Source organism: Streptomyces sp. NPDC025618 (assembly GCF_055558795.1).
The window spans coordinates 350,031-369,762 of the sequence record NZ_JBVHLW010000001.1 but is presented as its reverse complement, the minus strand read 5'-3'; the positions used below and the strand labels follow the sequence as shown (position 1 = coordinate 369,762).

Below are 19,732 nucleotides of genomic sequence, written 5' to 3'. Positions count from 1 at the left end.
CGTAGAATTCTGCGAATGCACGCCCCCCACCCCCTTCCCGTCGCCGACAATCTGCGGTCCGCGCTCGCCGCGGTGCTCGACGGGCTGCCGCCGCGCGTCGCCGCGCAGGCCGTCGAGCGGCTGATCGCCAACTACCGGGGGCGCACCCCGACGCACACCCCCGTGCTGCGGGACCGCTCCGACGTCGTCGCGTACGCCGCCTACCGCATGCCCGCGACCTTCGAGGCCGTGCGGTCCGCGCTGGAGGCGTTCCGGGACCGGCTCCCGGCGTGGGTGCCCGCCACGCACGTCGACGTCGGCGGCGGTACGGGCGCCGCGAGCTGGGCGGTGGCCGCCGCGTGGGAAGGGCACGAGCGCCGCACGACCGTCCTCGACTGGGCCGAGCCCGCCCTCGCGCTCGGCGCCGAACTGGCCGGCGCCGCGCACGACGCGGGCCTGCGCGCCGCCGAGTGGCGGCGGCAGACCATCGGCGGCGCCCTCGCGATCCCGGACGGCACGGACCTCGTCACCGTCTCGTACGTCCTGGGCGAGCTCACCGAGGCGGACCGCCGCGCGGTGACCGACGAGGCGGCCCGCGCCGCCCGCGCCGTCGTCCTGATCGAACCGGGCACGCCCGAGGGCTACCTCCGCGTCATCGAGGCCCGCGACCGCCTGATCGCGGCCGGCTTCCGCGTCGTCGCCCCCTGCCCGCACAGCGCCGCCTGCCCCATAGAGCGGGGCACGGACTGGTGCCACTTCTCCGCCCGGGTGAGCCGCTCCTCCCTCCACCGGCAGGTGAAGGGAGGCTCGCTGCCGTACGAGGACGAGAAGTTCTCGTACGTGGCCGCGGTGCGCGACCTCGACGTGCCCCCGGCGCCGGCCCGCGTCGTACGCAAACCGCAGATCCGCAAGGGCCAGGTCCTGCTCGACCTGTGCACCCCCGGGGACGGCCTCACGAGACAGACGGTGACGAAGCGGCACGGTGATCTTTACAGGGCGGCGCGGGATGTGAATTGGGGCGATGAGTGGGGCGCCGAGCGGGACGACGACTGATCGCCGGACGGGCTGGCATCAGCCCGTCCGGCGTTCGAGGACGCGGCGGCGGGCCGCTCCCGCCGCAGGCGGCGCACCGGCCCGCGGCCGACGCACTACCTGACTGCCCGTCACCGCAACTCCAGCGTGCAGCACTTCACACTCCCGCCCCCTTTCAAGAGCTCGCCCAGATCCAGCCCGATCGGCTCGTACCCCCGCGCCCGCAAAGGCTCGAAGAGCCCCACCGCCGCCTGCGGCAGGAGCACATGGCGGCCGTCGGACACCGCGTTCAGACCGAGCGCCGAGGCGTCCTCCTCGGTGGCGATCAGCGCGTCGGGGAAGAGCCGCTCCAGCACGGCCCGGCTGCCGGGTGAGAAGGCCCCCGGGTAATACATGACCTCGTCGCCGTCGAGCACGCACAGCGCCGTGTCCAGGTGGTAGTAGCGCGGGTCGATCAGGTCGAGCCCGATCACCGGGCGGCCGAAGAACTCCTGTGCCTCGGGGTGGGACAGCGGGCTGCTGCGGAAGCCGCGCCCGGCGAGCAGCCAGGAGGCGGTGACGGCGAAGTCGCCCTCGCCCTCGTTGATGTGCTCCGGTTCGAGGACGTCGCGGTAGCCGTGCCCGCGGAACCACTCCGCGTGCGCGGCCGCCTCGGCGGTCCGCTCGGGATGGGCGAAGCGGGCGCCCAGCACCCGCCCGTCGACGACGGTGGCGCCGTTGGCGGCGTAGACCATGTCGGGCAGTTCGGGGCGCGGTTCGAGCACTTCCACCGTGTGCCCGAGGGCGAGGTACCGGTCGCGCAGGTCCTCCCACTGCGCGAGGGCGAGGGGCAGGTCGACCGGCTTGGCCGGATCCATCCAGGGGTTGATGGAGTAGGTGACCCTGAAGTGGGTCGGGGGACACATCAGATAGCGCCGCGGTCCGGCGGCCCGTCGTGGTGCGGCGGTGGCAGGTGGAGCGATACGCAAGGAGAGCTCCTCACGGTGGTGTGGGGCACGTGCGGGGTTGTGGCACGTGCCCCAAATCGTCCTCGCTCCAAGGGCTTTGGCGCATGAACCGTACGGGTGGTTTACCCGTGACCCGCTCACGCTCCGGTGGTTCCGCCCCTTCCCTCGCGCAACTTCCGCAGCAGTTCCCGCTTCTGGGCGTTCGCGTCCGCGCCGCCCCCGGTGCGGCCGCCGCGGCCGCCGCCGCGGAGCGCGCCGCGCGAGAGGTTGCTGCGGGTGCCGCCGACTCCGAGCATGTTGCCCGCGCTGCCCCGGCTCATGGGATCCCCTTCCAGTCCTGCGAGACGCTCCGTCTCGCTTCACTCATAAGACTGAACGAGACGCGTCGTCTTGTCAAGACGATACGTATCGGTTCGTGGGGTGCGCGCGTGCTCGCTAGGATGCGGCCATGTCCCAGAAGACGCCCGCTCCCAAGAGCCCCGACGTCAGCCGCCGCAGCGAGCGCTCCCGCCGTGCGATCCTCGACGCAGCCCTCGAACTGGTCGCGGAGGTGGGGTTCACCAAGCTCACCATCGAGGCCATCGCCGCCCGCGCGGGCGTCGGCAAGCAGACGATCTACCGCTGGTGGCCCTCGAAGGCCGCGGTCCTCTTCGAGGCGGTCGTGCCCGAGGGCATCGACCCGGCCGACATCGAGCTGCCCGACACCGGTGACCTGGAGGCCGACCTCAAGCTCGTGCTGCGGGCCACGGTGGACGACCTCACCAGCGAGCGCCTCGACGCCCCCACCCGCGCCCTGCAGGCCGAGACGCAGAACGACCCCGAGCTCGGCCGCGCGCTCACCGAGAAGGTCCTCGAACCCCAGCTCCAGGCGTACGTCCGCCGGCTGCGCGCCGCCCAGCGGGCCGGGCAGCTCGCCGAGGACGTCGACCTGCGGATCGCCCTGGAACTCCTGGTCGGCCCGCTCTTCCACCGCTGGCAGACCCGCACCCTGCCGCTGACCCACGCCTACGCGGACACCGTCGTCGAGCTGGCGCTGCGGGGCCTCGCCCCCCGCTGACGGCGGCGCGGGGGCCGCGCGAGCGGTCCGTCTCACACCGTCCGGATACGTCCGACGGTCACACCAGGCCCCGGATGGTGGCAGCATTGAGGCCGGACCGCGGTCGAAGTGAGGGGATAGATGGAACGCAAGAGCAGGTTCTCCCAGTGGCTGCGCCGCTCCAGGAGCGGAGCGGGCGGCGATACGGGTACCGGAGCGGCCTCGGAGGCCGCCCGCGAAGAACTGCTCCTGGCCGCGGCAGCCGCGGGCTTCCCACTGGCCCCCGCCGCGCACCCGTCGGGCTACGGCTGTTCCTGTGAGCGCATCGGCTGTCCGACGCCCGGCCGCCACCCCGTCTCCTTCGCCTGGCAGACCCTCGCCACCACCGACGCCGAACAGGTCACCAAGTGGCTGCGGGCCCAGCCCGAGGCCAATTTCATCACCGCCACCGGCATCGCCCACGACGTTCTCGACGTCCCCGCCGAGGCCGGCCGCAAGGCCCTCGACCGGCTGGGGGCGGCCGGCGTCGAGGTGGGCCCGGTCGCCACCGTCACCCCCGACCGCATGCTCTTCTTCACGGCCACCCGCGGCACGCCCGACGACGAGGACGAGTGGTGGCCCTGCGAGCTCGACTGCCACCCGGAGACGCTGGACGAGCATCCCGGGCTGCGCTGGCACTGCCGTGGCAGCTATGTTCTCCTGCCGCCGTCGCGGCTGCCGTCCGATGGGCAGGTGGCTTGGCTGTACGGGCCTGAGCGGGGTCTTCCCGACCCGTTGTCGTTGCTTGAGGCTCTTACGGATGCGTGTGGGCAGGTTGAACACCACGAGTCCGAGGCGTGGCCGATCGGGCGGTAGGCCCGGCCCTGGCGGGCGGCTTGTTCCCCTACCCGCCCCTTCCCGAACTGGGGCTGCGCCCCAGACCCCCAGCAACACGCTTCGCGCGTTGTCCTCAATCTCCCCCAGCTACCTCCCCCAGACTCCGTCCGGGGGTGCCCCCAGAGGTGCCCCCAACGGGCTGATTGTGCTGGTTACGGTCCGCACAATCAGCCCGTCCGGCGATTGAGGACTCGGCCGCAGGCCGCTCCCGCCGCAGGCGGCAACGAAACCCGCAGCCGGGGGCCTGGGGCGCGCGCCCCAGTTCGGGAAGGGGCGGGGCTGGGGTACAAGCCCGCCGCAGGCGCAACGCACCCGCACCCGAACTACTCCCCCTTCACCCCCGTCACGCTCTCGATCCGGTTCAAGAACACCACCGCCCCCGAAGACTTCGGAATCCGCACCGCCGACTCCGAAACCTTCGTATACGTCACCGACCGCTGAAGATCACCCCGCAGCAGCGCCTTCATCCGCGGATCGGTGATCGCGGGCCGCAGGCCCTGAGCCATCGTGCGCCGTTCACGGTGATGCGCGGTGAAGAAGGCGAGCGCGCCCCCGTCGGACGTGCGCAGGGCGGGGGCGGGGAAGCCGTCGGCGGCCTCCGGAGTGTCGATGAACTCCGTCCAGAACGTGGGCGTCCGCCGGATCTTGTCGCGGTCCTCGCGCAGACCGGTCGTGCGCGGCCCCGGCGCGAACGTCCGGCCGCCGCCGGTCCGCAGGAAGCCGGTGTACGCGGCGCTCACCGCGTCCGGCGCGACGGCCAGGCCCGGGTCCTCGCCCTTGGCGGCCGGCACGGCCTCGGCGTAACCGTCCTTGTCGGTCGCGAAGGACGGCACCTTGTCGGGGCTGAGGATCGACAGATAGGCGGCCCGCCAGGGCTCCTTGACGCCGTCGCGCAGGAAGACCACGAACCAGCGGTTGCCGTCGCGGTTGCTGCGGGTGTCGGCGAGGAAGAACTTCGGCCAGCCGGCCTGCTTGGGGATCGTGAAGCGGGCGTCGTCGAGGACGAGGGGCGGATAGCCGGGGTTGCCGCCCGGCGTCAGCGCGCTCTGCGTCGTCATGTCGGCGTTGCCGATCTCGGCGAGCGGACCGCTCTCGACCCGGGCTATGACACCCGGGTCGAGCTTGCGGTACGCCTCGTTGTAGCCCTCCGTGAAGCGCTGGAGGACCTTGGGGGCCTCAGCCCTGTCCACCGCCGGGATGATCTCCCGCTCGCCGTGCACCGTCACGCACCCGGTCGCCGTCAGCAGCAGCGCCGACACGGTCAGCGCCGCCGGGGCTATCGGCGATCGGCGGGACGGCCGGGGTCTCATGGGACGTCGACTCCTTGGTGGCGGCTCGGGACGGCGCCACCCTACCCGGGGCGAAGAAGACGAGGAGGGTGGGTATCAGATACAGCGCCCACACCGCGACCTGGAGCCAGGTCGGGTCCGGCTGGAAGTTGAAGACGCCCTTGAGCAGGGTGCCGTACCAGCTGTCGGCCGGGATCTGCTCGCTGATGTCGAACGCCTTGCTGCCCAGCCCCGGCAGCGCGTCGGCCTCCTGGAGGTCGTGGAAGCCGTAGGCGAGCACACCCGCCGCCACCACGATCAGCATGGCGCCGGTCCAGGTGAAGAACTTCGCGAGGTTGATCTTCAACGCGCCGCGGTAGAACAGCCAGCCCAGCACCACGGCCGTCAGCAGGCCCAGCAGCGCGCCGACCAGCGGCCGTACGCCGTCGTCCGTCGCCTGCACGGCCGTCCAGATGAACAGCGCGGTCTCCAGGCCCTCCCGGCCCACCGCGAGGAAGGCGGTGACGACCAGCGCGGTGGTGCCCATCGCGAGCGCCGCGTCGAGCTTGCCGTGCAGCTCCTTCTTCAGGTGCCGCGCGGTGCGCCGCATCCAGAAGACCATCCACGTCACCAGGCCCACCGCGACGACCGACAGCGAACCGCCGAGCATCTCCTGGGCCTTGAAGGTCATGCTCTGCGAGCCGAACTGGAGCAGCGCGCCGAAGCCCATGCTCAGCAGCACGGCCACGGCGATGCCGAGCCAGATCGGCCGCAGCGCGTCCTTGCGCCCGGTCTTGACCAGATAGGCGACGAGGATGCAGACGACCAGGCTGGCCTCCAGGCCCTCGCGCAGACCGATCAGGTAGTTGCCGAACACGCGGCTTCCCCTTCCTTCGAGAGATCCGTCAACAGGCCGCCGTTCACGCGAAGAGCGCCTTGCCCCACCAGTCGTCCTTGCCGCGGACGCCGGGCGGGACGGCGAAGACCGCCGAACCCACGTGCTGGATGTACTCGTTGAGGGCGTCCTTGGCCGCGAGCCGCGTCTGGAGCGGCACGAAGCCGTCGCGTACGTCCTTCTGGTACGCGATGAAGAACAGGCCGGCGTCCAGGCGGCCGAGGCCGTCCGTGCCGTCGGTGAAGGAGTAGCCGCGGCGCAGGATCGTCACGCCGTTGTTGCTGTCCGGGTGGGCCAGCCGCACGTGCGCGGTGTCCTTCATCGCCCTGAGGTCGGGCTCGTCGTGCTCGCGCTGCTTGCCCTGCGGGGCGCCCTCGGCCTTGTCGCGGCCGAAGACGTCCTCCTGCTCCTTGAGCGAGGTGCGGTCCCAGGTCTCGATGTGCATGCGGATGCGGCGGGCGACGAGGTAGGAGCCGCCGGCCATCCAGTCGGGGCCGTCCTTCTCGCCGACCCAGACGTACTTGCCGAGGCGGTCGGTCTCGGTCCCGGCGATGTTCCGGGTGCCGTCCTTGAAGCCCAGCATGTTGCGCGGGGTCTGGGCGTCGGGCGTCGTGGAGGACGTCTTGCCGAAGCCCAGCTGCGACCAGCGGATCGCGACCCGGCCCATGCCGATCCGGGCGAGGTTGCGGATCGCGTGCACGGCGACCTGGGGGTCGTCGGCGCACGCCTGGACGCACAGGTCGCCGCCGCTGCGGGCCGCGTCGAGGTTGTCGCCGGGGAAGGCCGGCAGGTCGATCAGGGCCTTCGGGCGGCGGGACCTGAGCCCGAAGCGGTCCTTGCCGTCCTTCTCGAAGAGGCCGGGACCGACGCCGAAGGTCAGCGTCAGCCGCGAGGGCTTGAGGCCGAGGGCCTCGCCCGTGTCGTCCGGCGGCAGCTCCTCGTTCTCGCTGATCGCGCCCTCGCCGACCTCGTGCCCGGCCGTCATCCGCGCGGCGGCGGCCGTCCACTCCTGGAGCAGCTTCATCAGGGCCGCGCGGTCGGTGGTGGTCACGTCGAAGGACGCGAAGTGCAGGCGGTCCTGCACGGGGGTGGAGATGCCGGCCTGGTGCTCGCCGTAGAACTCCACCGCGTCGCCCCCGGAGGCGGCGGGCGAGGTGTCGTCGCCGACGCGCAGCGCGGCGACGGTCCCGCCGGCGGCGGCCGCGCCCAGCGCGAGCCCTGCACCGCCCCAGCCCAGCACGGAACGGCGGGAGGGCGCGGCGGACTTGTCGGCCGTCACTTCTTCCTTCTTCTTTTCGTCAGTCATGAAAGATCGCCCCCCGCGTTACTTCGCGACAGCCGCGGCGAGCTTGGACAGCGGCTCGGAGAGCGCGTTGACGGCGTCGGACAGCTTCTTGCGGTCGTCCTTGCCGACGGTGTCGTACGCCTTGAAGCCGTCGCCCTCGCGGTAGTCGTCGAGCGCCTTCTTCACCGCGGCGAACTGCTTGTCCAGTTCCTTGGTGAGCTCGGGGTCGTGCTTGGCGGCGACCGGCTTCAGCAGCCCGTACGCCTTCTCGGCGCCGTCCACGTTGCCCTCGAAGTCGACGAGGTCGGTGTGGCTGTAGCGCTCCTCCTCACCGGTGATCTTGTTCCGGTAGACCTCGTCGAGGAGTTCCTTGGCGCCGTTGGCCATGCTGGTCGGGGTGATCTCGGCGGTGCCGACGCGCTTCTGCCAGTCCTTGAGGTCCGTCATCAGCTGGTCGGCGAGCTTCTTGTCGTCGTCCGTGATCTTCTTGTCGTCCCAGAGCGACTTCTCCAGCCGGTGCCAGCCGGTCCACTTCTGGTCCTTCTCCAGGCCGTCCTCGCGGACGTCCACCTTCGGGTCGATGTCACCGAAGGACTCCGCGACCGGCTCGGTCCGCTCCCAGCCGACGCGGGAGAGGGCGTAGGTCTTCCTCGCCTCGTCCAGGTCGCCGCTCTTGACCGCGTCCGCGAACTTCTGGGCCGCGGGGATCGTCTCGTCGGCCTGCTCCTGCGCGTACTTGCGGTACTCCGCGACCGCCTTGTCCAGCTCCGGGTCGCTCTTCTTCGCCGCGCCGCCGCCGGTCACGGTGATCTTCTGACGGATGCCGTCGCCCTTCATCCCGGGCTTGCAGGCGATCTCGTACGAACCGGCCTTGATGGTGGCGGTGATCTCCGCCTTGGTGCCGGGGCCTATGTTCTCGCGCTCGGTGACGATCCGGTCGTCCGGGGCGTAGACGTAGACCTCGGTGACCTTCGAGCCCTTGTTCTGGACATTGATCTTGACGTGCCCGGCCGGGAAGGTCGTCGTGGAGACCTCGCACTTGTCGTCGGACGCCGTGACGTTGACGGCGTCGGAGCCCTTGCCGTCCGACTTCTCGGCACAACCGGACACGGCGGTCAGGGCCGCTGCCGCCGCGACGGCGGTGACGGCGGAGGTGCGGAGGACTCGCATACGGGGCTCCAGGCGTGCTCAAGGAGGATGGAGCTGAACTCGGACGAGATGGCCGAATCAGCGTGGCCTATTTAGGCCGCCCTAACTTATCTGAGGCTTGCCTATCTTGTTCCCAGATCGGTGCGTGATTCTGCTCTCACGGGGCAGATACCGCCCTCCCGTCGCGGGACCACCAGAGGTTCACCGGTGCGCGGATGATCGATGACCTCCACCGGCTGCGCGTAGACCCGGCTCAGCGACGCCGCGTCGAAGACCGCGGCCGGCGGACCCTCGGCCGCGATCCGGCCCTGGTGCAGCACGGCCACCCGGTCCGCGTACGCCCCGGCGAGGCCCAGGTCGTGCAGGACGACCACCACCGCGTCACCCGCCGCGGCCCGCTCCCGGCACACCCGCAGCACCAGTTCCTGGTGGCGCAGGTCCAGCGCGGCCGTCGGCTCGTCGAGCAGCAGCAGCGGGGCGCGCTGCGCGAGGACGCGGGCGAAGGAGACCCGGGCCCGCTCCCCGCCGGACAGCGCGGCGAAGGGCCGGGCGGCGAAGCCGGTCACCTCCGTGGCGGCCATGGCGCTCCGTACGGCCTCGTCGTCCTCCTCCTCCGCGCGGGTCCCGGCCCAGGGCGCGCGCCCCATCCGTACGACGTCCCCGACCGGGAAGGGGAACGACAGCTCCGCCGACTGCGGCAGCACGGCCCGGCGCAGCGCGAGATCGGCGGGCGTCCAGGCGGCGGCGGGCCGCCCGTCGATCCACACCTCGCCCGACTCGGCGGGCAGGTCGTGGGCGAGCGCGGCGAGCAGGGTGGACTTCCCGGCGCCGTTCGGCCCGACGAGCGCGAGCACTTCGCCCGCGACGACGGTCAGCTCGGCCTCGGAGAGGACGGTACGCCCGCCGAGCCGCACCCGCAGCGCCCGCGCCTCGGCCCGCACGGTCCCGATGGGGGCGGGGAGGGGCGGGTGGGGCGTACGGGACCGGAAGAGGGAACGCGTCATACCCAACCTCCCTGCCCGCGCCGCGCCTTCCGCAGCAACCAGAAGAAGAACGGGCTGCCCAGCAGGGCCGTCAGGACGCCCAGGGGGAGTTCCGCCGGCTGGGCCGCCATGCGGGCGGCGAGGTCGGCGGCGATCAGGACGAGCGCGCCGCCCAGCGCGCTGCCCGGGACCAGGAAGCGGTGCCCCGGGCCCGCCGCCATGCGCAGCAGGTGCGGCACCAGCAGCCCCACGAAGGTGATGATCCCCGCCACGGCCACCGCCGCCGCCGTCAACAGCGCCACCACCAGCACCAGTACGAGGCGCAGCCGCTCGACGTCCACGCCGAGGTGCCGTGCGGGCCGCTCCCCGAGCGCGAGGAGGTCCAGCTTCCGCGCGTACCAGGGCGCGACGGCCAGCCCGGCCAGCGCGCACGGCAGCACGGCGAGCACTTTCGGCCATGTCGCCTGGGCGAGCGAGCCCAGCTGCCAGAAGGTGATCTGGGTGACCTGAGCGCTGTCCGCGAGGAAGACGCACAGGCCGATGAGGGCACCCGCGAAGGCGTTCACCGCGATGCCGGTGAGGATGAGGGTGACCACTTCCGTACGCCCGCCGGACCGCGACAGCGCGTACACCGCCAGCACCGTCACCAGCCCGCCCGCGAACGCGCAGGCCGTGACCGTCCAGTTGCCGAGGAAGGTCAGGCCGAGCGCGATCGAGGCGACCGCGCCGACGGCCGCGCCCGAGGAGACGCCGATGACGCCGGGCTCGGCGAGCGGATTGCCGAACACGCCCTGCATCAGCGCCCCCGCGCACCCCAGCGACGCCCCGACGAGGAGCGCGAGGGCCACGCGCGGCAGCCGGACGTTCCACAGCACGCTCTCGCCGACCCGGTCCAGCGGGTGCCCGCCGAGGCCCACGCGGTGGAGCAGCGAGCGGAGCACGTCGCCGACGGCGATGTCGTACGCGCCGAGACCCGCGGAGAGGAGGCAGAGGGCGAGGAGTGCCCCGGCCATGCCGAGCGTGAGGAGCGTGCCGGTGCGGCGGCGCGGGGCGCCTTCGGCCGTGACCGCCGGCTCCGGCGGCTTGGCCAGGAGGGTCATGTCAGGACTTCTTCGGATGGAACTGCTCGATCAGGGAGGTGAGCACGGTGTCGGTGCGAGGGCCGAAGCTCAGCAGGGTGCCGTCGTCGGCCGAGGCGACGCGGCGGTCCATCCCGGCGGGGGTCTGGGCCACGCCCGGGATCTTGAGGAGGCCGTCCACGCCGCCGACCGACTGGAGGCCCTTGTCCATGACGAGCAGGACGTCGGGCGCCGCCTTGGCCAGGGCCTCGCTGGTGACGGGTGTGAACTCCCGCTTCAGCCCCGACTCCACGCCCGCGTCCGCCCCGCCGGCCGCCTCGATGAGCGAGTCGGCACCGGAGCCCGGGCCGCCGAGCATGTAGACGGACGCCGAGCCCCGCAGATAGAGGAAGGCGACGCGGGGCTTCTTCGCGTCGTGCGGGATGCCCTTCCGCGCGGCGTCGAGGCGCTGCTCGGTGCGGCGGCGCAGCTCGTCACCGGCGGTCCGGACGCCGAGCGCCTCGGCCACCTTGTCGATGCGCGGCCCGACATCGGACAGCTTCTTCGCGGGGTCGAGCACGACGACGGGGACCCCGGCGTCCCGGATCCGGCCGACGGCCTCGGCGGGCCCGGTGGTGGTCTCGGCGAGGACGAGGGTGGGCTTGAGCGAGAGGACGCTCTCCGCGGAGACGTCGTGTCCGCGGGTGACGACGGGAAGCTTCTTGGCCTGCTCGAACGTGGCGGTGACATCACGGGCGACGACGTGGTCCCCGAGCCCGAGCGTGAAGACGGTCTCGGCGAGCGCCCCGGTGAGCGGCACGATCCGGTCCGTGGCGTGCACGGTCACGTCGCGGTCGTCGGCGGACCGTACGGTGACGGGGAGTTGGGCCCGGTGCGCGCTCGCGAGCGGCTCGATGCCGGTGCTCTCGGCGGCCGCGCTCCGGGACGGTCTCGCGCTGTCGCCGCCGCTGTCCTCGGAGGAGCAGCCGACGAGGCCGATGAGCGCGGCGAGGACGGCGAGCAGGGCGACGGGTGCGCCCGCGCGGCGTGGGGTACGTATCGAGGGGCCCGTCGACTGCCGTTGAAGCACGGTTCCACCTTTCGCTCCGGCCGGCGGCTCCGGCGTGATGGGAAGTAACTTAGGTTAGCCTTACCTAAACTGCAACCGAGTGGGGTGAGGATGGCGCGATTGCTTCCGCTTGGGTGTCGAGGTGTGCGTGTTCCCGGTGGTACGCAGGGGCTGGGCGGCGTCCGCAACGCGGGCATCTGATTCCGTTTCGGGGAAATGACCGGGGTGCCCGGTGTCGCCCGTGACGCCCCCTCATGCGGCTCGGCCGACCCGGCACTTCCTTGGTCCCCGGTGACCTGATGTCATGGGGGTCAAACTCTGATCCCAGTTGTCTCAAGTTTCTCTAGGAGAGCCAAACATGACCGCCACCGCACGCCGCGCCGCGCTCGCCGCGCTGGCCACGGCGACTGCCCTTGGGGCGACTGTGCTGACCGCGCCCGCGTTCGCGGCGGAGCCGCCGAAGCAGGGTGAGGCGTCGGCTCCGGTCGATGCGTCGAAGCTGGGCGGCGCCTCGAAGCCGGTCGAGGCGCCCTCGTCGAACGACGCGTCGCGGCTGGAGCTCAAGGACGGCAAGCTCGAGTGGGGGGTGAAGCAGTCGCTCCGTGACGACATCAAGGGCGGGAAGGTCACGGTCACCGGGGCCCCGCAGGCCAAGGACGGCGGTGTCTTCACCTTTGGCGAGGGCAAGGGTACGGACGACAAGTCGACCGGTGTGGCCACCGTGACCTTCAAGGATGGCGTGTACTTCCAGGGGTACGGGGACGCGGAGCACGGCTACAAGCTCGACCTCAAGCTCTCCGACCTGAAGGTCGTCACCGCGACCAAGGAGAAAAAGGGCGAGATCACGGCGACCGTCACGAAGAACGGTGGCAAGCCTCAGGAGAACGTGGTCATCGCCACCCTGGAGCACGTCGATCGCAGCACGAAGGGCGGCGTCCACACCTTCAAGAAGATATCCGCGAAGCTGACGGCGGCCGGGGCGGAGGCATTCGCGCACACGGACGGCGAGAAGCCTTACAAGGAGGGCGACGAGCTCGACTCGCTCGACTTCTCGGTGAAAGCGGCGACGGCCGAGCCGACCGACAACGGCGGGAGCACGGGCAACGAAGGCAACAACACCGGGAACCAGGGCGGGGCGAACGGCGGCGAGCAGGGTAAGGACACCGAAAACAAGGGCAAGGAGGGTGAGCAGAAGGCTCCCGCCAAGGTCGTCGACGGTAACCTCGACTGGGGGCTGTCGGATACCTTCCGCAAGTACATCGACAACACGAGTGGCAAGGCCACGGTGTCCGGCGGCGCGAAGCGCTTCAAGGAGGGCTACCGCTTCTCCAAGGGCAGTGGCTCCTACAACGCCACTGATTCTTCGCTCAAGGCCAAGTTCGCCGGCGAGGTCCGCTTCACTGCCCGCGGGGGCGACGTGGATCTGAAGCTCACGGACCTTCAGGTCGAGGTGAAGGGCAAGACCGGCACCGTCACTGCCACGACCAACCGGAGCACCGAGCCCATCCCGTTCGCCAAGCTGGCACTCCCCGGGGACTTCCCGAAGGCCAAGGACGGCGTGGTGACGCTTTCGGCGGTCCCGGCGACGCTCACGCCTGAGGGCGCTGCTGCGCTCACCTTCAAGAACGACACGATCGTCAAGAGCGGCGACGCCCTGGACCCGCTGACGGTGAACGTCGCAACCGACAAGAACGCCAAGCTCCCTGACATGCCGTCGGGCACCAGCTCCGACAAGAGCACCGACACCACCACCAACACCGGCGCGACCGCCACCAACACCTCCACCACCACGGGCGGCACCGGCTCCACCGCCACCACCGGTGGCACGGCCACGGCGACGGACACCACCGCCTCCGGCACGCTCGCGTCCACCGGCGCGAACACCCCCACCGGCCCGCTCCTCGGTGGCGCGGCCGCGCTGATCGCCGTCGGTGGCGGCGCGGTCTACGCGGCGCGCCGCCGCAAGGCCGGCCAGCAGGGCTGACGTCCAGCGCCTCGCCCACACGCCTTTTGGGGAGAAGCGTGTGGGCGGGGCGGCGGGCCTACTCGATGACGGCGGACCACTTGCCCCGGGTGAGGTGGCAGGTCCCGTCCGGGTCGATCTTCGCGTGACTGCCGTAGACCGGCAGGCCGCCTTCGGCGTTCTGCCGGTGCCGGATGCGTTCGAGGACGTCCCAGAGTCGGCGCGGGCCGCTCTGATGGACCGTGGGTGGGTCAAGGTGCGATGCGGTGGCCCGAGCCCATGAGCCGTCCTCGTGGATGAGCCATGCGGTGCGCTGCCTGCCCTCCTGCCGGTAGTGGGTCTCCACTCCCGGGGCGGAGAGTTCGAGCATCGATCGCAACTCCCACGCGTCGGTGAGGTTCAGGACGGGGTATCGGCCTTGGGAGACATGGTCTCCCTCCATGTCCCCGATCGCGTCGAGTCGGTTCCCGGGTCCGGGCGGATAGTCGTCGCCTCGGCGGGTGTGCATGAAACCGGCCCAGTCGCGCTCGATCTGGCCGACCGCCCCGCCGTCGTCGGTCTTCCACGCTGTGAGGATCATCGACGTGCCGGCGATGGTGGTCACGAGACGTCCGCCGGGCCGGAGCGCGGACAGCCATGAGGCCGGTACGGGCCGCACGGAGACCGTGGACACGATCCGGTCGTAGTCGCCCGGAAGCGGACCTGCCGCGTCACACGTGATGACGTTCGGCCGAAGCCTGATGCGATCGAGGCGGTCGCGCGCGGCCTCGGTGAGGTAGGGGTCGACGTCCAGCGCCGTGACGTGTCGCTCCCCGAGCACGCGTGCCGCGAGAGCGGTTCCGTATCCCGAGCCCGTGGCCACGTCCAGCAGGTCCGCGCCCTCGTACAGCCGGTCGTAGCGGTACATCTTGACGACCAGGCCGGGCAGCGTCGAGGACGATGTCGGCCGCCCGGTGGCGGTCTCGCCGGCTTCGGCGTGGTCGGCGTGGCGTGGTCCGACCCGGGTGACGAGCGTCTGATCCGAATAGGCGGCGGCTGCCCATGTTCCGTGGTCTTCGACCCCGTCACGCAGGCGCCATCCGTCACCCCCGGCCCGTTCCCACCACCGGGGTACGAGTATGTGGCGGGGGGTCTCCGCGACCGGCCTACGCCACCGCGAGACGGGGTCGGCCACCTGAGCGGCGAGCCGTCGCGCGTGAGGCTTCCAGTCCACGGGCGTTGGGTACCCGCCCAAGGGCGAGGTCATCAGTCCACGCTCCGGGGTCCGAGGCCGAGGGTGCGGCGTTCCTCGTCGGTGGCCAGGCGGACGGACGCTGCGGGGGCCGTCCATCGCTCGGTGCTCCCGATCCCCACGAGCGTGTACCGCTCGCCGTCGAACGCGTGGGACACGCCCAACCTGCCGGTGGTCTTGTCCACCACCAGCGCGCCGGACCGGTAGCCGGTCCACAGTGCCGCGCCCGTCGTCTCCGTCATCTGTTCGAGCCTCCGTGTGTTCCGCTCATGGGGAGCGGGCATCAAGCTTGAGGCTCAGATTCCACCGGCTGCCGCTACGCTGACCAGGGCTCCAGCCATTCCAAAGCGGGCTGGAATATGGGGAGTTGAACATATGAGCGATGAGTCGGGCCCGTCGGAGTCGCCGGTCCGGACATTCGGTGTGGAGATCAAGTACGCCCGTGAGGCGCGCGGGTGGTCGCAAGCCGTGCTCGCCGACAAGCTGTGCTGCCAACAGCCTTACGTCAGCAAGGTCGAGACGGGCCAGCAACTGGCCAGCGCTCAGTTCGCGGAACAGTGCGACAAGGTCTTCGGCACGCCTGGGGTCTACACCAGAATGCGTCAGCGAGCGGCAGACGCGGGCAATCCGGCGTGGATGATCCCGTATCTCCAGTTGGAGCGTAAGGCGGCGGACGTCTGTGACTACTCGCCTGTGCTGGTGCCAGGCATCTTGCAGACTCCCGAGTACGCCGAGGTCGTCTATCGGGCGGCCCGTCCAGAGGATGCGACCCCACAGATCATGCAGCGGGTAGAGGACCGCATGCGGCGCCGGGAAGTATTCGAGCGGCCCAAGCCCCCTTCCTTCTGGGTCATTCTGCAAGAGGCTGCACTGTGGTCCGGTCTGGGTGGTGCTGATGTGATGCTGAGGCAACTCCGGCACTTGCTGGCGGTGTCCGAGCATCCGCGCATCACGGTGCAGATGCTCCCCTTCGGCGGAGTCCCTCCCCGGGGAACGCCGTTTATCTTGCTCAGGCAGCAGGGCGGGCCCGAAGTCCTGTATGCGGAGAGTTATGTGCAGGGGCAAGTGCATGACCAGTCGGAAGCGGTCGCCGAAGCGCGCGCGACCTTTGAGCGGCTGCGCGCCAATGCCCTGTCACTCGATGACTCTCTCTTCCTCATCCGGCATGTCATGGAGGCATACAGAAATGAGCACCACCCACGACCTCACCCCTGCGATATGGGTGAAGTCCAGCCACAGCGACGGGAACGGCGGAACCTGCGTCGAATGGGCCCCCGCATTCGCGGTCTCCGGCGTCGTCCCCGTCCGTGACAGCAAGGCCCCGCAGAACCCCGCGCTCCTGCTCCCGGCCGACGCCTGGGGCCCGTTCGTCTCCGCCGTCCGGGAGGGCGCGCTCTGACTACGCGCTCAGCGGGAACTCGCGTCCCAGCGCGTGGAAGACCTCCGTGTTCAGCGCGAAAGCGCGCTTGCACTCGTCGATCACACGCTGCTTCTCCAGGTCGTCGACCGGCAGCGCGTCGAGGAGTTCGCGGTACTCCCGCTTGAACGCGGCGGGGTTGCCGATGCCCTCGAAGACGTAGAAGCGCACGCCGTCGCCCTTGCGCGCGAAGCCCCACGTCTTCTCGGCGGTGCCGCGGATGATCTGGCCGCCGGAGAGGTCGCCCAGATAGCGGGTGTAGTGGTGGGCCACATAGCCCGCGGGCCACTCGCGGGCGCACTCCTCGACGCGGGCCGCGTACGCCGCCGTCGCCGGCAGCGGTGTGGCCTGCGTGCGCCAGCCCGGCCCGCCGAGGTGGGTGAGGTCGCGCTCCAGCTCGGGCGTGCGGGTCAGCTCGGGGCGTATGAAGGGGCCCGCGACCGGGTCGTCCGCGAGGGTCGCCGTCGCGGCTTCCAGGGCGCGGTAGACGAACCAGAGCTGCTCCGTATAGCGCCGGTAGGCGGCGACGCCGAGCCGCCCGCCGAGCATGTCGCTCATGAACGACGAGTTCTCCGCCTCCGTGTGCTGCTCGTGCGAGGCGGTGCGGATCAGCGTGGAGAACGGCGTGCTGGCGGGCGCGTCCAAGGCGGACCTCCGGGGGCCGAGGGGCGGGAGCGACGGGACGGGGCGCGCGGGCGCGCTGGTGTCGCCGATTCTCTCTACTTAGGCTTACCTAAGTCAATATTTTCCCGACGTGCTGTCGGTAAAACCTTACCGCCCTCGGCCGCCTTACGGCAGGGTCAGAATCTCCGCCCCGGAGTCCGTCACCACCAGCGTGTGCTCGAACTGCGCGGTCCGCTTGCGGTCCTTCGTGACGACCGTCCAGCCGTCCGCCCACATGTCGTACTCGTACGTCCCCAGCGTCAGCATCGGCTCGATGGTGAAGGTCATCCCGGGCTGGATCAGGGTGTCGTGGTGCGGGCTGTCGTAGTGCGGGACGATCAGGCCGGAGTGGAAGGACGAGTTGATGCCGTGACCGGTGAAGTCGCGGACGACGCCGTAGCCGAAGCGCTTGGCGTACGACTCGATGACCCGGCCGATGATGTTGATCCGGCGGCCGGGCTTGACGGCCTTGATCGCGCGGTTCAGCGCCTCGCGGGTCCGCTCGACCAGCAGACGGGACTCCTCGTCCACGTCACCGCACAGATAGGTGGCGTTGTTGTCGCCGTGCACGCCGCCGATGAAGGCCGTCACGTCGAGGTTGACGATGTCGCCGTCGCGCAGCACGGTCGAGTCCGGGATGCCGTGGCAGATCACCTCGTTCACGGAGGCGCACAGCGACTTGGGGAAGCCGCGGTAGCCGAGCGTGGAGGGGTAGGCGCCGTGGTCGCACATGTACTCGTGCGCGACGCGGTCCAGCTCGTCCGTCGTCACGCCCGGGGCGATGAGCTTGGCCGCCTCCTCCATCGCCCGCGCGGCGATGCGGCCCGCGACCCGCATCCGCTCGATCGTCTCGGCGCTCTGGACCTCGGGGCCGTCGTACGGTGTCGGCATGTCCTTGCCGACGTATTCGGGCCGCGGGATCGAAGCGGGCACGGGACGGGTGGGGGAGAGCGTCCCCGGACTGAGAAGCGACTGGCCAGACATGTCAGCGAGTGTATCCAGGGCACATCGGGGAGCATGTGGGCGAGAGCACGATGAGGGTTGGGAGAGCTGATGGCACTGTTCAAGCGGCGCGCGGCCGGCCAGGCGGGGGAGTGGTACTACTGCCTCAAGCACGGCGTGGTGGAGGAGGGGCCGGAGTGCCGGGCCGCGGACCGGATGGGTCCTTATGGGTCGCGCGAGGAGGCGTCTCATGCGATGGAGACGGCGCGTGAGCGGAATGAATCGTGGCAGGAGGATCCGCGGTGGAATGACGAGGGGCGTCCGCCGGGGGAGTGAGCGGGGCCGCTGCGCTTTGCTGTGCGGAGTGTTGCCGGGTGCGGGTTGGGTGCGCCTGCGGCGGGCTCGTTCCCCAGCCCCGCCCCTCCCCGAAACCGGAGGCGAGCCCCCGGACCCCCGGCAACACGCTTCGCGCGTTGTCCTCAAACGCCGGACGGGCTGATTAATCAGCCCGTCCGGCGTTTGAGGACGTGGCCGCAGGTCAACGGACCCGCACCCCCACTACGCCGCCTCAGCCAGCTTGCGCTGGCGCAAACGCACCGCGTGCGGATCCGTCCTGCCGTCATAAGCCATCAGCTTCGGCAGCGCCACAGCCAGCAAGCCCACCGACGCCACGCACGCCACACCCCCGGCCCACACGGACGTCCGCGCGTTCGTCAGCGAAGCCATGCCGCCCGCGCGGACCTGGCCGATCTGCGGGCCCAGGGAGTAGGAGAGCATTTCTATGCCCGCCAGGCGGCCGCGGAGTTCGTCCGGGATCGTCTGGTCCCAGATCGCGGAGCGGAAGAGGCCGCTGACCATGTCGCAGCCGCCCGCGACGGCGAGGAAGAGCAGGACGAGCCAGACGTTGTGCATCCAGCCGGCCACGGCCATCGCGGCGCCCCAGCCGAGGGCCGCGAAGACGACCATCCGGCCGTGCCGGTGGACCCGTGAGGCCCAGCCGCTGGTCAGGCTCACGACGAGGGAGCCGACCGCGCCGGCGGAGTACATCAGGCCCAGCGCCCAGGGCGCGCCCAGGTCGTCCGCGAGGAAGGGGAAGATCGCGGTGGGGAAGGCGAACAGCATGGCCGCCATGTCGATGGCGTACGTGCCGAGCAGTTCCTTGCGGCTCCACGCGTAGCGGCCGCCCTCCAGGATGCCGCGCAGCGACGGCTTCTCCGCCTCGCGCGCGGCGGGGGAGGGGGCGAGGCCGAGGAGCAGCAGGCCGGAGACGGCGTACGAGGCGATGTCGAGCGTGTACGCCCACGGCAGCCCCGCGAACGCGATGATCAGGCCGGCCAGGGACGGGCCCGCGATGGCGCCGAGCTGCCAGCGCATCGAGTTCAGGGCGATGGCCGCGGGGAGCTGGTCGTGCGCGACGATGCGCGGCACGATCGCCTGCATCGCGGGGCGCTGGAGCCCGCTCAGGGCGCTGGTCAGCGCCGCCACCACATACAGCGGCCAGATCATCGGGTCCGGCAGCAGCGTGTTGAGCAGCAGGATCACCGACAGGACCCCGAGCCCGGCCTCGGTCCACAGGATCAGCTTGCGGCGGTCCATGGCGTCGGCGAGCGCCCCGCCGTAGAGGCCGAAGACGATCAGGGGGACGAGCTCGACCGCGCCGACCGCGCCCACGGCGAGCGCCGAGCCGGTCAGCTCCTTGAGCTGAAGGGGCACCGCGATGAAGGTCAGGAACGTGCCGAAGACCGTCACCAGCCCGGCCAGCCACATCCGGCGGTAGTCGGGGGAGGAGCGCCAGGGGGAAAGGTCGGGCAGCAGCGCGCGCAGGCGGCGGCCGGGCACGGGTTCGGAAGGGGCGGATGGTTCGGAAGGGGGGTCTTGCGCAGTCACGGGAGACCATGGTCCGTAACGGGGCCACGCGGAGCAAACCGATTTCCCCCGG

The 19,732-nt window shown here is 71.0% G+C and carries 20 protein-coding genes and 1 pseudogene; 7 read left to right on the top strand and 14 right to left on the bottom strand.

What is annotated here, in order from left to right; translation table 11 throughout:
- Positions 1–15: 15 nt before the first annotated feature.
- Positions 16–1,032, top strand: coding sequence for a small ribosomal subunit Rsm22 family protein (locus ACZ4A5_RS01645; RefSeq protein ID WP_467577034.1), 1,017 nt, complete (start codon positions 16–18; stop codon positions 1,030–1,032).
- 110 nt (positions 1,033–1,142) lie between these two features.
- Here ACZ4A5_RS01645 and ddaH read toward each other — a convergent pair whose 3' ends face one another.
- On the bottom strand, positions 1,143–1,973 hold the full coding sequence (gene ddaH / locus ACZ4A5_RS01640) for a dimethylargininase (RefSeq protein ID WP_467577260.1): 831 nt from the start codon (positions 1,971–1,973) through the stop codon (positions 1,143–1,145).
- Between the two features lie 122 nt (positions 1,974–2,095).
- Positions 2,096–2,278: a DUF6243 family protein gene (locus ACZ4A5_RS01635; RefSeq protein ID WP_467577031.1), complete on the bottom strand. Its 183-nt coding sequence runs from the start codon at positions 2,276–2,278 to the stop codon at positions 2,096–2,098.
- A 128-nt stretch (positions 2,279–2,406) separates the two neighbouring features.
- On the opposite strand from ACZ4A5_RS01635, the gene ACZ4A5_RS01630 reads away from it, so the two are divergent.
- Positions 2,407–3,015, top strand: a complete 609-nt coding sequence (locus tag ACZ4A5_RS01630; protein WP_398867389.1) for a TetR/AcrR family transcriptional regulator — start codon at positions 2,407–2,409, stop codon at positions 3,013–3,015.
- A gap of 120 nt (positions 3,016–3,135) precedes the next feature.
- Positions 3,136–3,849 carry a bifunctional DNA primase/polymerase gene (locus ACZ4A5_RS01625; protein WP_467577027.1) on the top strand — a complete coding sequence of 238 codons (714 nt, stop codon included), beginning with the start codon at positions 3,136–3,138 and terminating at the stop codon, positions 3,847–3,849.
- Positions 3,850–4,193: 344 nt separating this feature from the next.
- Here the strand turns inward: ACZ4A5_RS01625 and ACZ4A5_RS01620 are convergent, their stop codons facing one another.
- The 7 genes from ACZ4A5_RS01620 to ACZ4A5_RS01590 all read right to left on the bottom strand — a co-directional run bounded on the left by ACZ4A5_RS01620 (position 4,194) and on the right by ACZ4A5_RS01590 (position 11,598).
- Positions 4,194–5,129 (bottom strand): SCO2278 family lipoprotein, encoded by a 936-nt coding sequence (locus ACZ4A5_RS01620; RefSeq protein WP_467577257.1) that lies wholly within the window; start codon positions 5,127–5,129, stop codon positions 4,194–4,196.
- A complete protein-coding gene (gene efeU / locus ACZ4A5_RS01615; RefSeq protein ID WP_398867387.1) occupies positions 5,047–6,015 on the bottom strand; it encodes an iron uptake transporter permease EfeU in 969 nt (322 codons plus the stop codon). Before efeU ends, ACZ4A5_RS01620 begins: the two co-directional genes overlap by 83 nt.
- 43 nt (positions 6,016–6,058) lie before the next feature.
- Positions 6,059–7,339, bottom strand: a complete 1,281-nt coding sequence (efeB, locus tag ACZ4A5_RS01610; protein WP_467577024.1) for an iron uptake transporter deferrochelatase/peroxidase subunit — start codon at positions 7,337–7,339, stop codon at positions 6,059–6,061.
- A gap of 18 nt (positions 7,340–7,357) precedes the next feature.
- Complete coding sequence (efeO, locus tag ACZ4A5_RS01605; protein ID WP_467577020.1) at positions 7,358–8,488, bottom strand: iron uptake system protein EfeO; 1,131 nt, start codon at positions 8,486–8,488, stop codon at positions 7,358–7,360.
- Positions 8,489–8,589: 101 nt separating this feature from the next.
- Positions 8,590–9,471, bottom strand: a complete 882-nt coding sequence (locus ACZ4A5_RS01600) for a heme ABC transporter ATP-binding protein (RefSeq protein WP_467577017.1) — start codon at positions 9,469–9,471, stop codon at positions 8,590–8,592.
- Positions 9,468–10,550 carry a FecCD family ABC transporter permease gene (locus ACZ4A5_RS01595; protein ID WP_467577014.1) on the bottom strand — a complete coding sequence of 361 codons (1,083 nt, stop codon included), beginning with the start codon at positions 10,548–10,550 and terminating at the stop codon, positions 9,468–9,470. Before ACZ4A5_RS01595 ends, ACZ4A5_RS01600 begins: the two co-directional genes overlap by 4 nt.
- A gap of 1 nt (position 10,551) precedes the next feature.
- Complete coding sequence (locus ACZ4A5_RS01590) at positions 10,552–11,598, bottom strand: heme/hemin ABC transporter substrate-binding protein (protein WP_467577011.1); 1,047 nt, start codon at positions 11,596–11,598, stop codon at positions 10,552–10,554.
- 337 nt (positions 11,599–11,935) lie between these two features.
- On the opposite strand from ACZ4A5_RS01590, the gene ACZ4A5_RS01585 reads away from it, so the two are divergent.
- A complete protein-coding gene (locus ACZ4A5_RS01585) occupies positions 11,936–13,561 on the top strand; it encodes an HtaA domain-containing protein (protein WP_467577008.1) in 1,626 nt (541 codons plus the stop codon).
- A gap of 58 nt (positions 13,562–13,619) precedes the next feature.
- Here ACZ4A5_RS01585 and ACZ4A5_RS01580 read toward each other — a convergent pair whose 3' ends face one another.
- Positions 13,620–14,753, bottom strand: a complete 1,134-nt coding sequence (locus ACZ4A5_RS01580) for a methyltransferase domain-containing protein (RefSeq protein WP_467577005.1) — start codon at positions 14,751–14,753, stop codon at positions 13,620–13,622.
- Between the two features lie 32 nt (positions 14,754–14,785).
- Positions 14,786–15,013: a hypothetical protein gene (locus tag ACZ4A5_RS01575; protein ID WP_467577001.1), complete on the bottom strand. Its 228-nt coding sequence runs from the start codon at positions 15,011–15,013 to the stop codon at positions 14,786–14,788.
- 133 nt (positions 15,014–15,146) lie between these two features.
- On the opposite strand from ACZ4A5_RS01575, the gene ACZ4A5_RS01570 reads away from it, so the two are divergent.
- Both ACZ4A5_RS01570 and ACZ4A5_RS01565 read left to right on the top strand, forming a co-directional pair.
- Positions 15,147–16,082, top strand: coding sequence for a helix-turn-helix domain-containing protein (locus ACZ4A5_RS01570; RefSeq protein ID WP_467576999.1), 936 nt, complete (start codon positions 15,147–15,149; stop codon positions 16,080–16,082).
- Positions 16,051–16,170: pseudogene (locus tag ACZ4A5_RS01565) on the top strand (DUF397 domain-containing protein); the annotation flags it as partial. The gene ACZ4A5_RS01570 and the pseudogene ACZ4A5_RS01565, both read left to right, overlap by 32 nt.
- Here ACZ4A5_RS01565 and ACZ4A5_RS01560 read toward each other — a convergent pair.
- Both ACZ4A5_RS01560 and map read right to left on the bottom strand, forming a co-directional pair.
- A complete protein-coding gene (locus ACZ4A5_RS01560) occupies positions 16,171–16,833 on the bottom strand; it encodes a biliverdin-producing heme oxygenase (RefSeq protein WP_467576996.1) in 663 nt (220 codons plus the stop codon).
- Positions 16,834–16,977: 144 nt separating this feature from the next.
- The gene (gene map / locus ACZ4A5_RS01555) at positions 16,978–17,835 is read right to left on the bottom strand and encodes a type I methionyl aminopeptidase (RefSeq protein ID WP_467576993.1); all 858 of its coding nucleotides are present in this window, start codon (positions 17,833–17,835) and stop codon (positions 16,978–16,980) included.
- Between the two features lie 69 nt (positions 17,836–17,904).
- On the opposite strand from map, the gene ACZ4A5_RS01550 reads away from it, so the two are divergent.
- Positions 17,905–18,129: a hypothetical protein gene (locus ACZ4A5_RS01550; RefSeq protein WP_467576990.1), complete on the top strand. Its 225-nt coding sequence runs from the start codon at positions 17,905–17,907 to the stop codon at positions 18,127–18,129.
- Between the two features lie 222 nt (positions 18,130–18,351).
- Here ACZ4A5_RS01550 and ACZ4A5_RS01545 read toward each other — a convergent pair whose 3' ends face one another.
- Positions 18,352–19,680: an MFS transporter gene (locus ACZ4A5_RS01545; RefSeq protein ID WP_467576987.1), complete on the bottom strand. Its 1,329-nt coding sequence runs from the start codon at positions 19,678–19,680 to the stop codon at positions 18,352–18,354.
- Between the last annotated feature and the right edge of the window lie 52 nt (positions 19,681–19,732).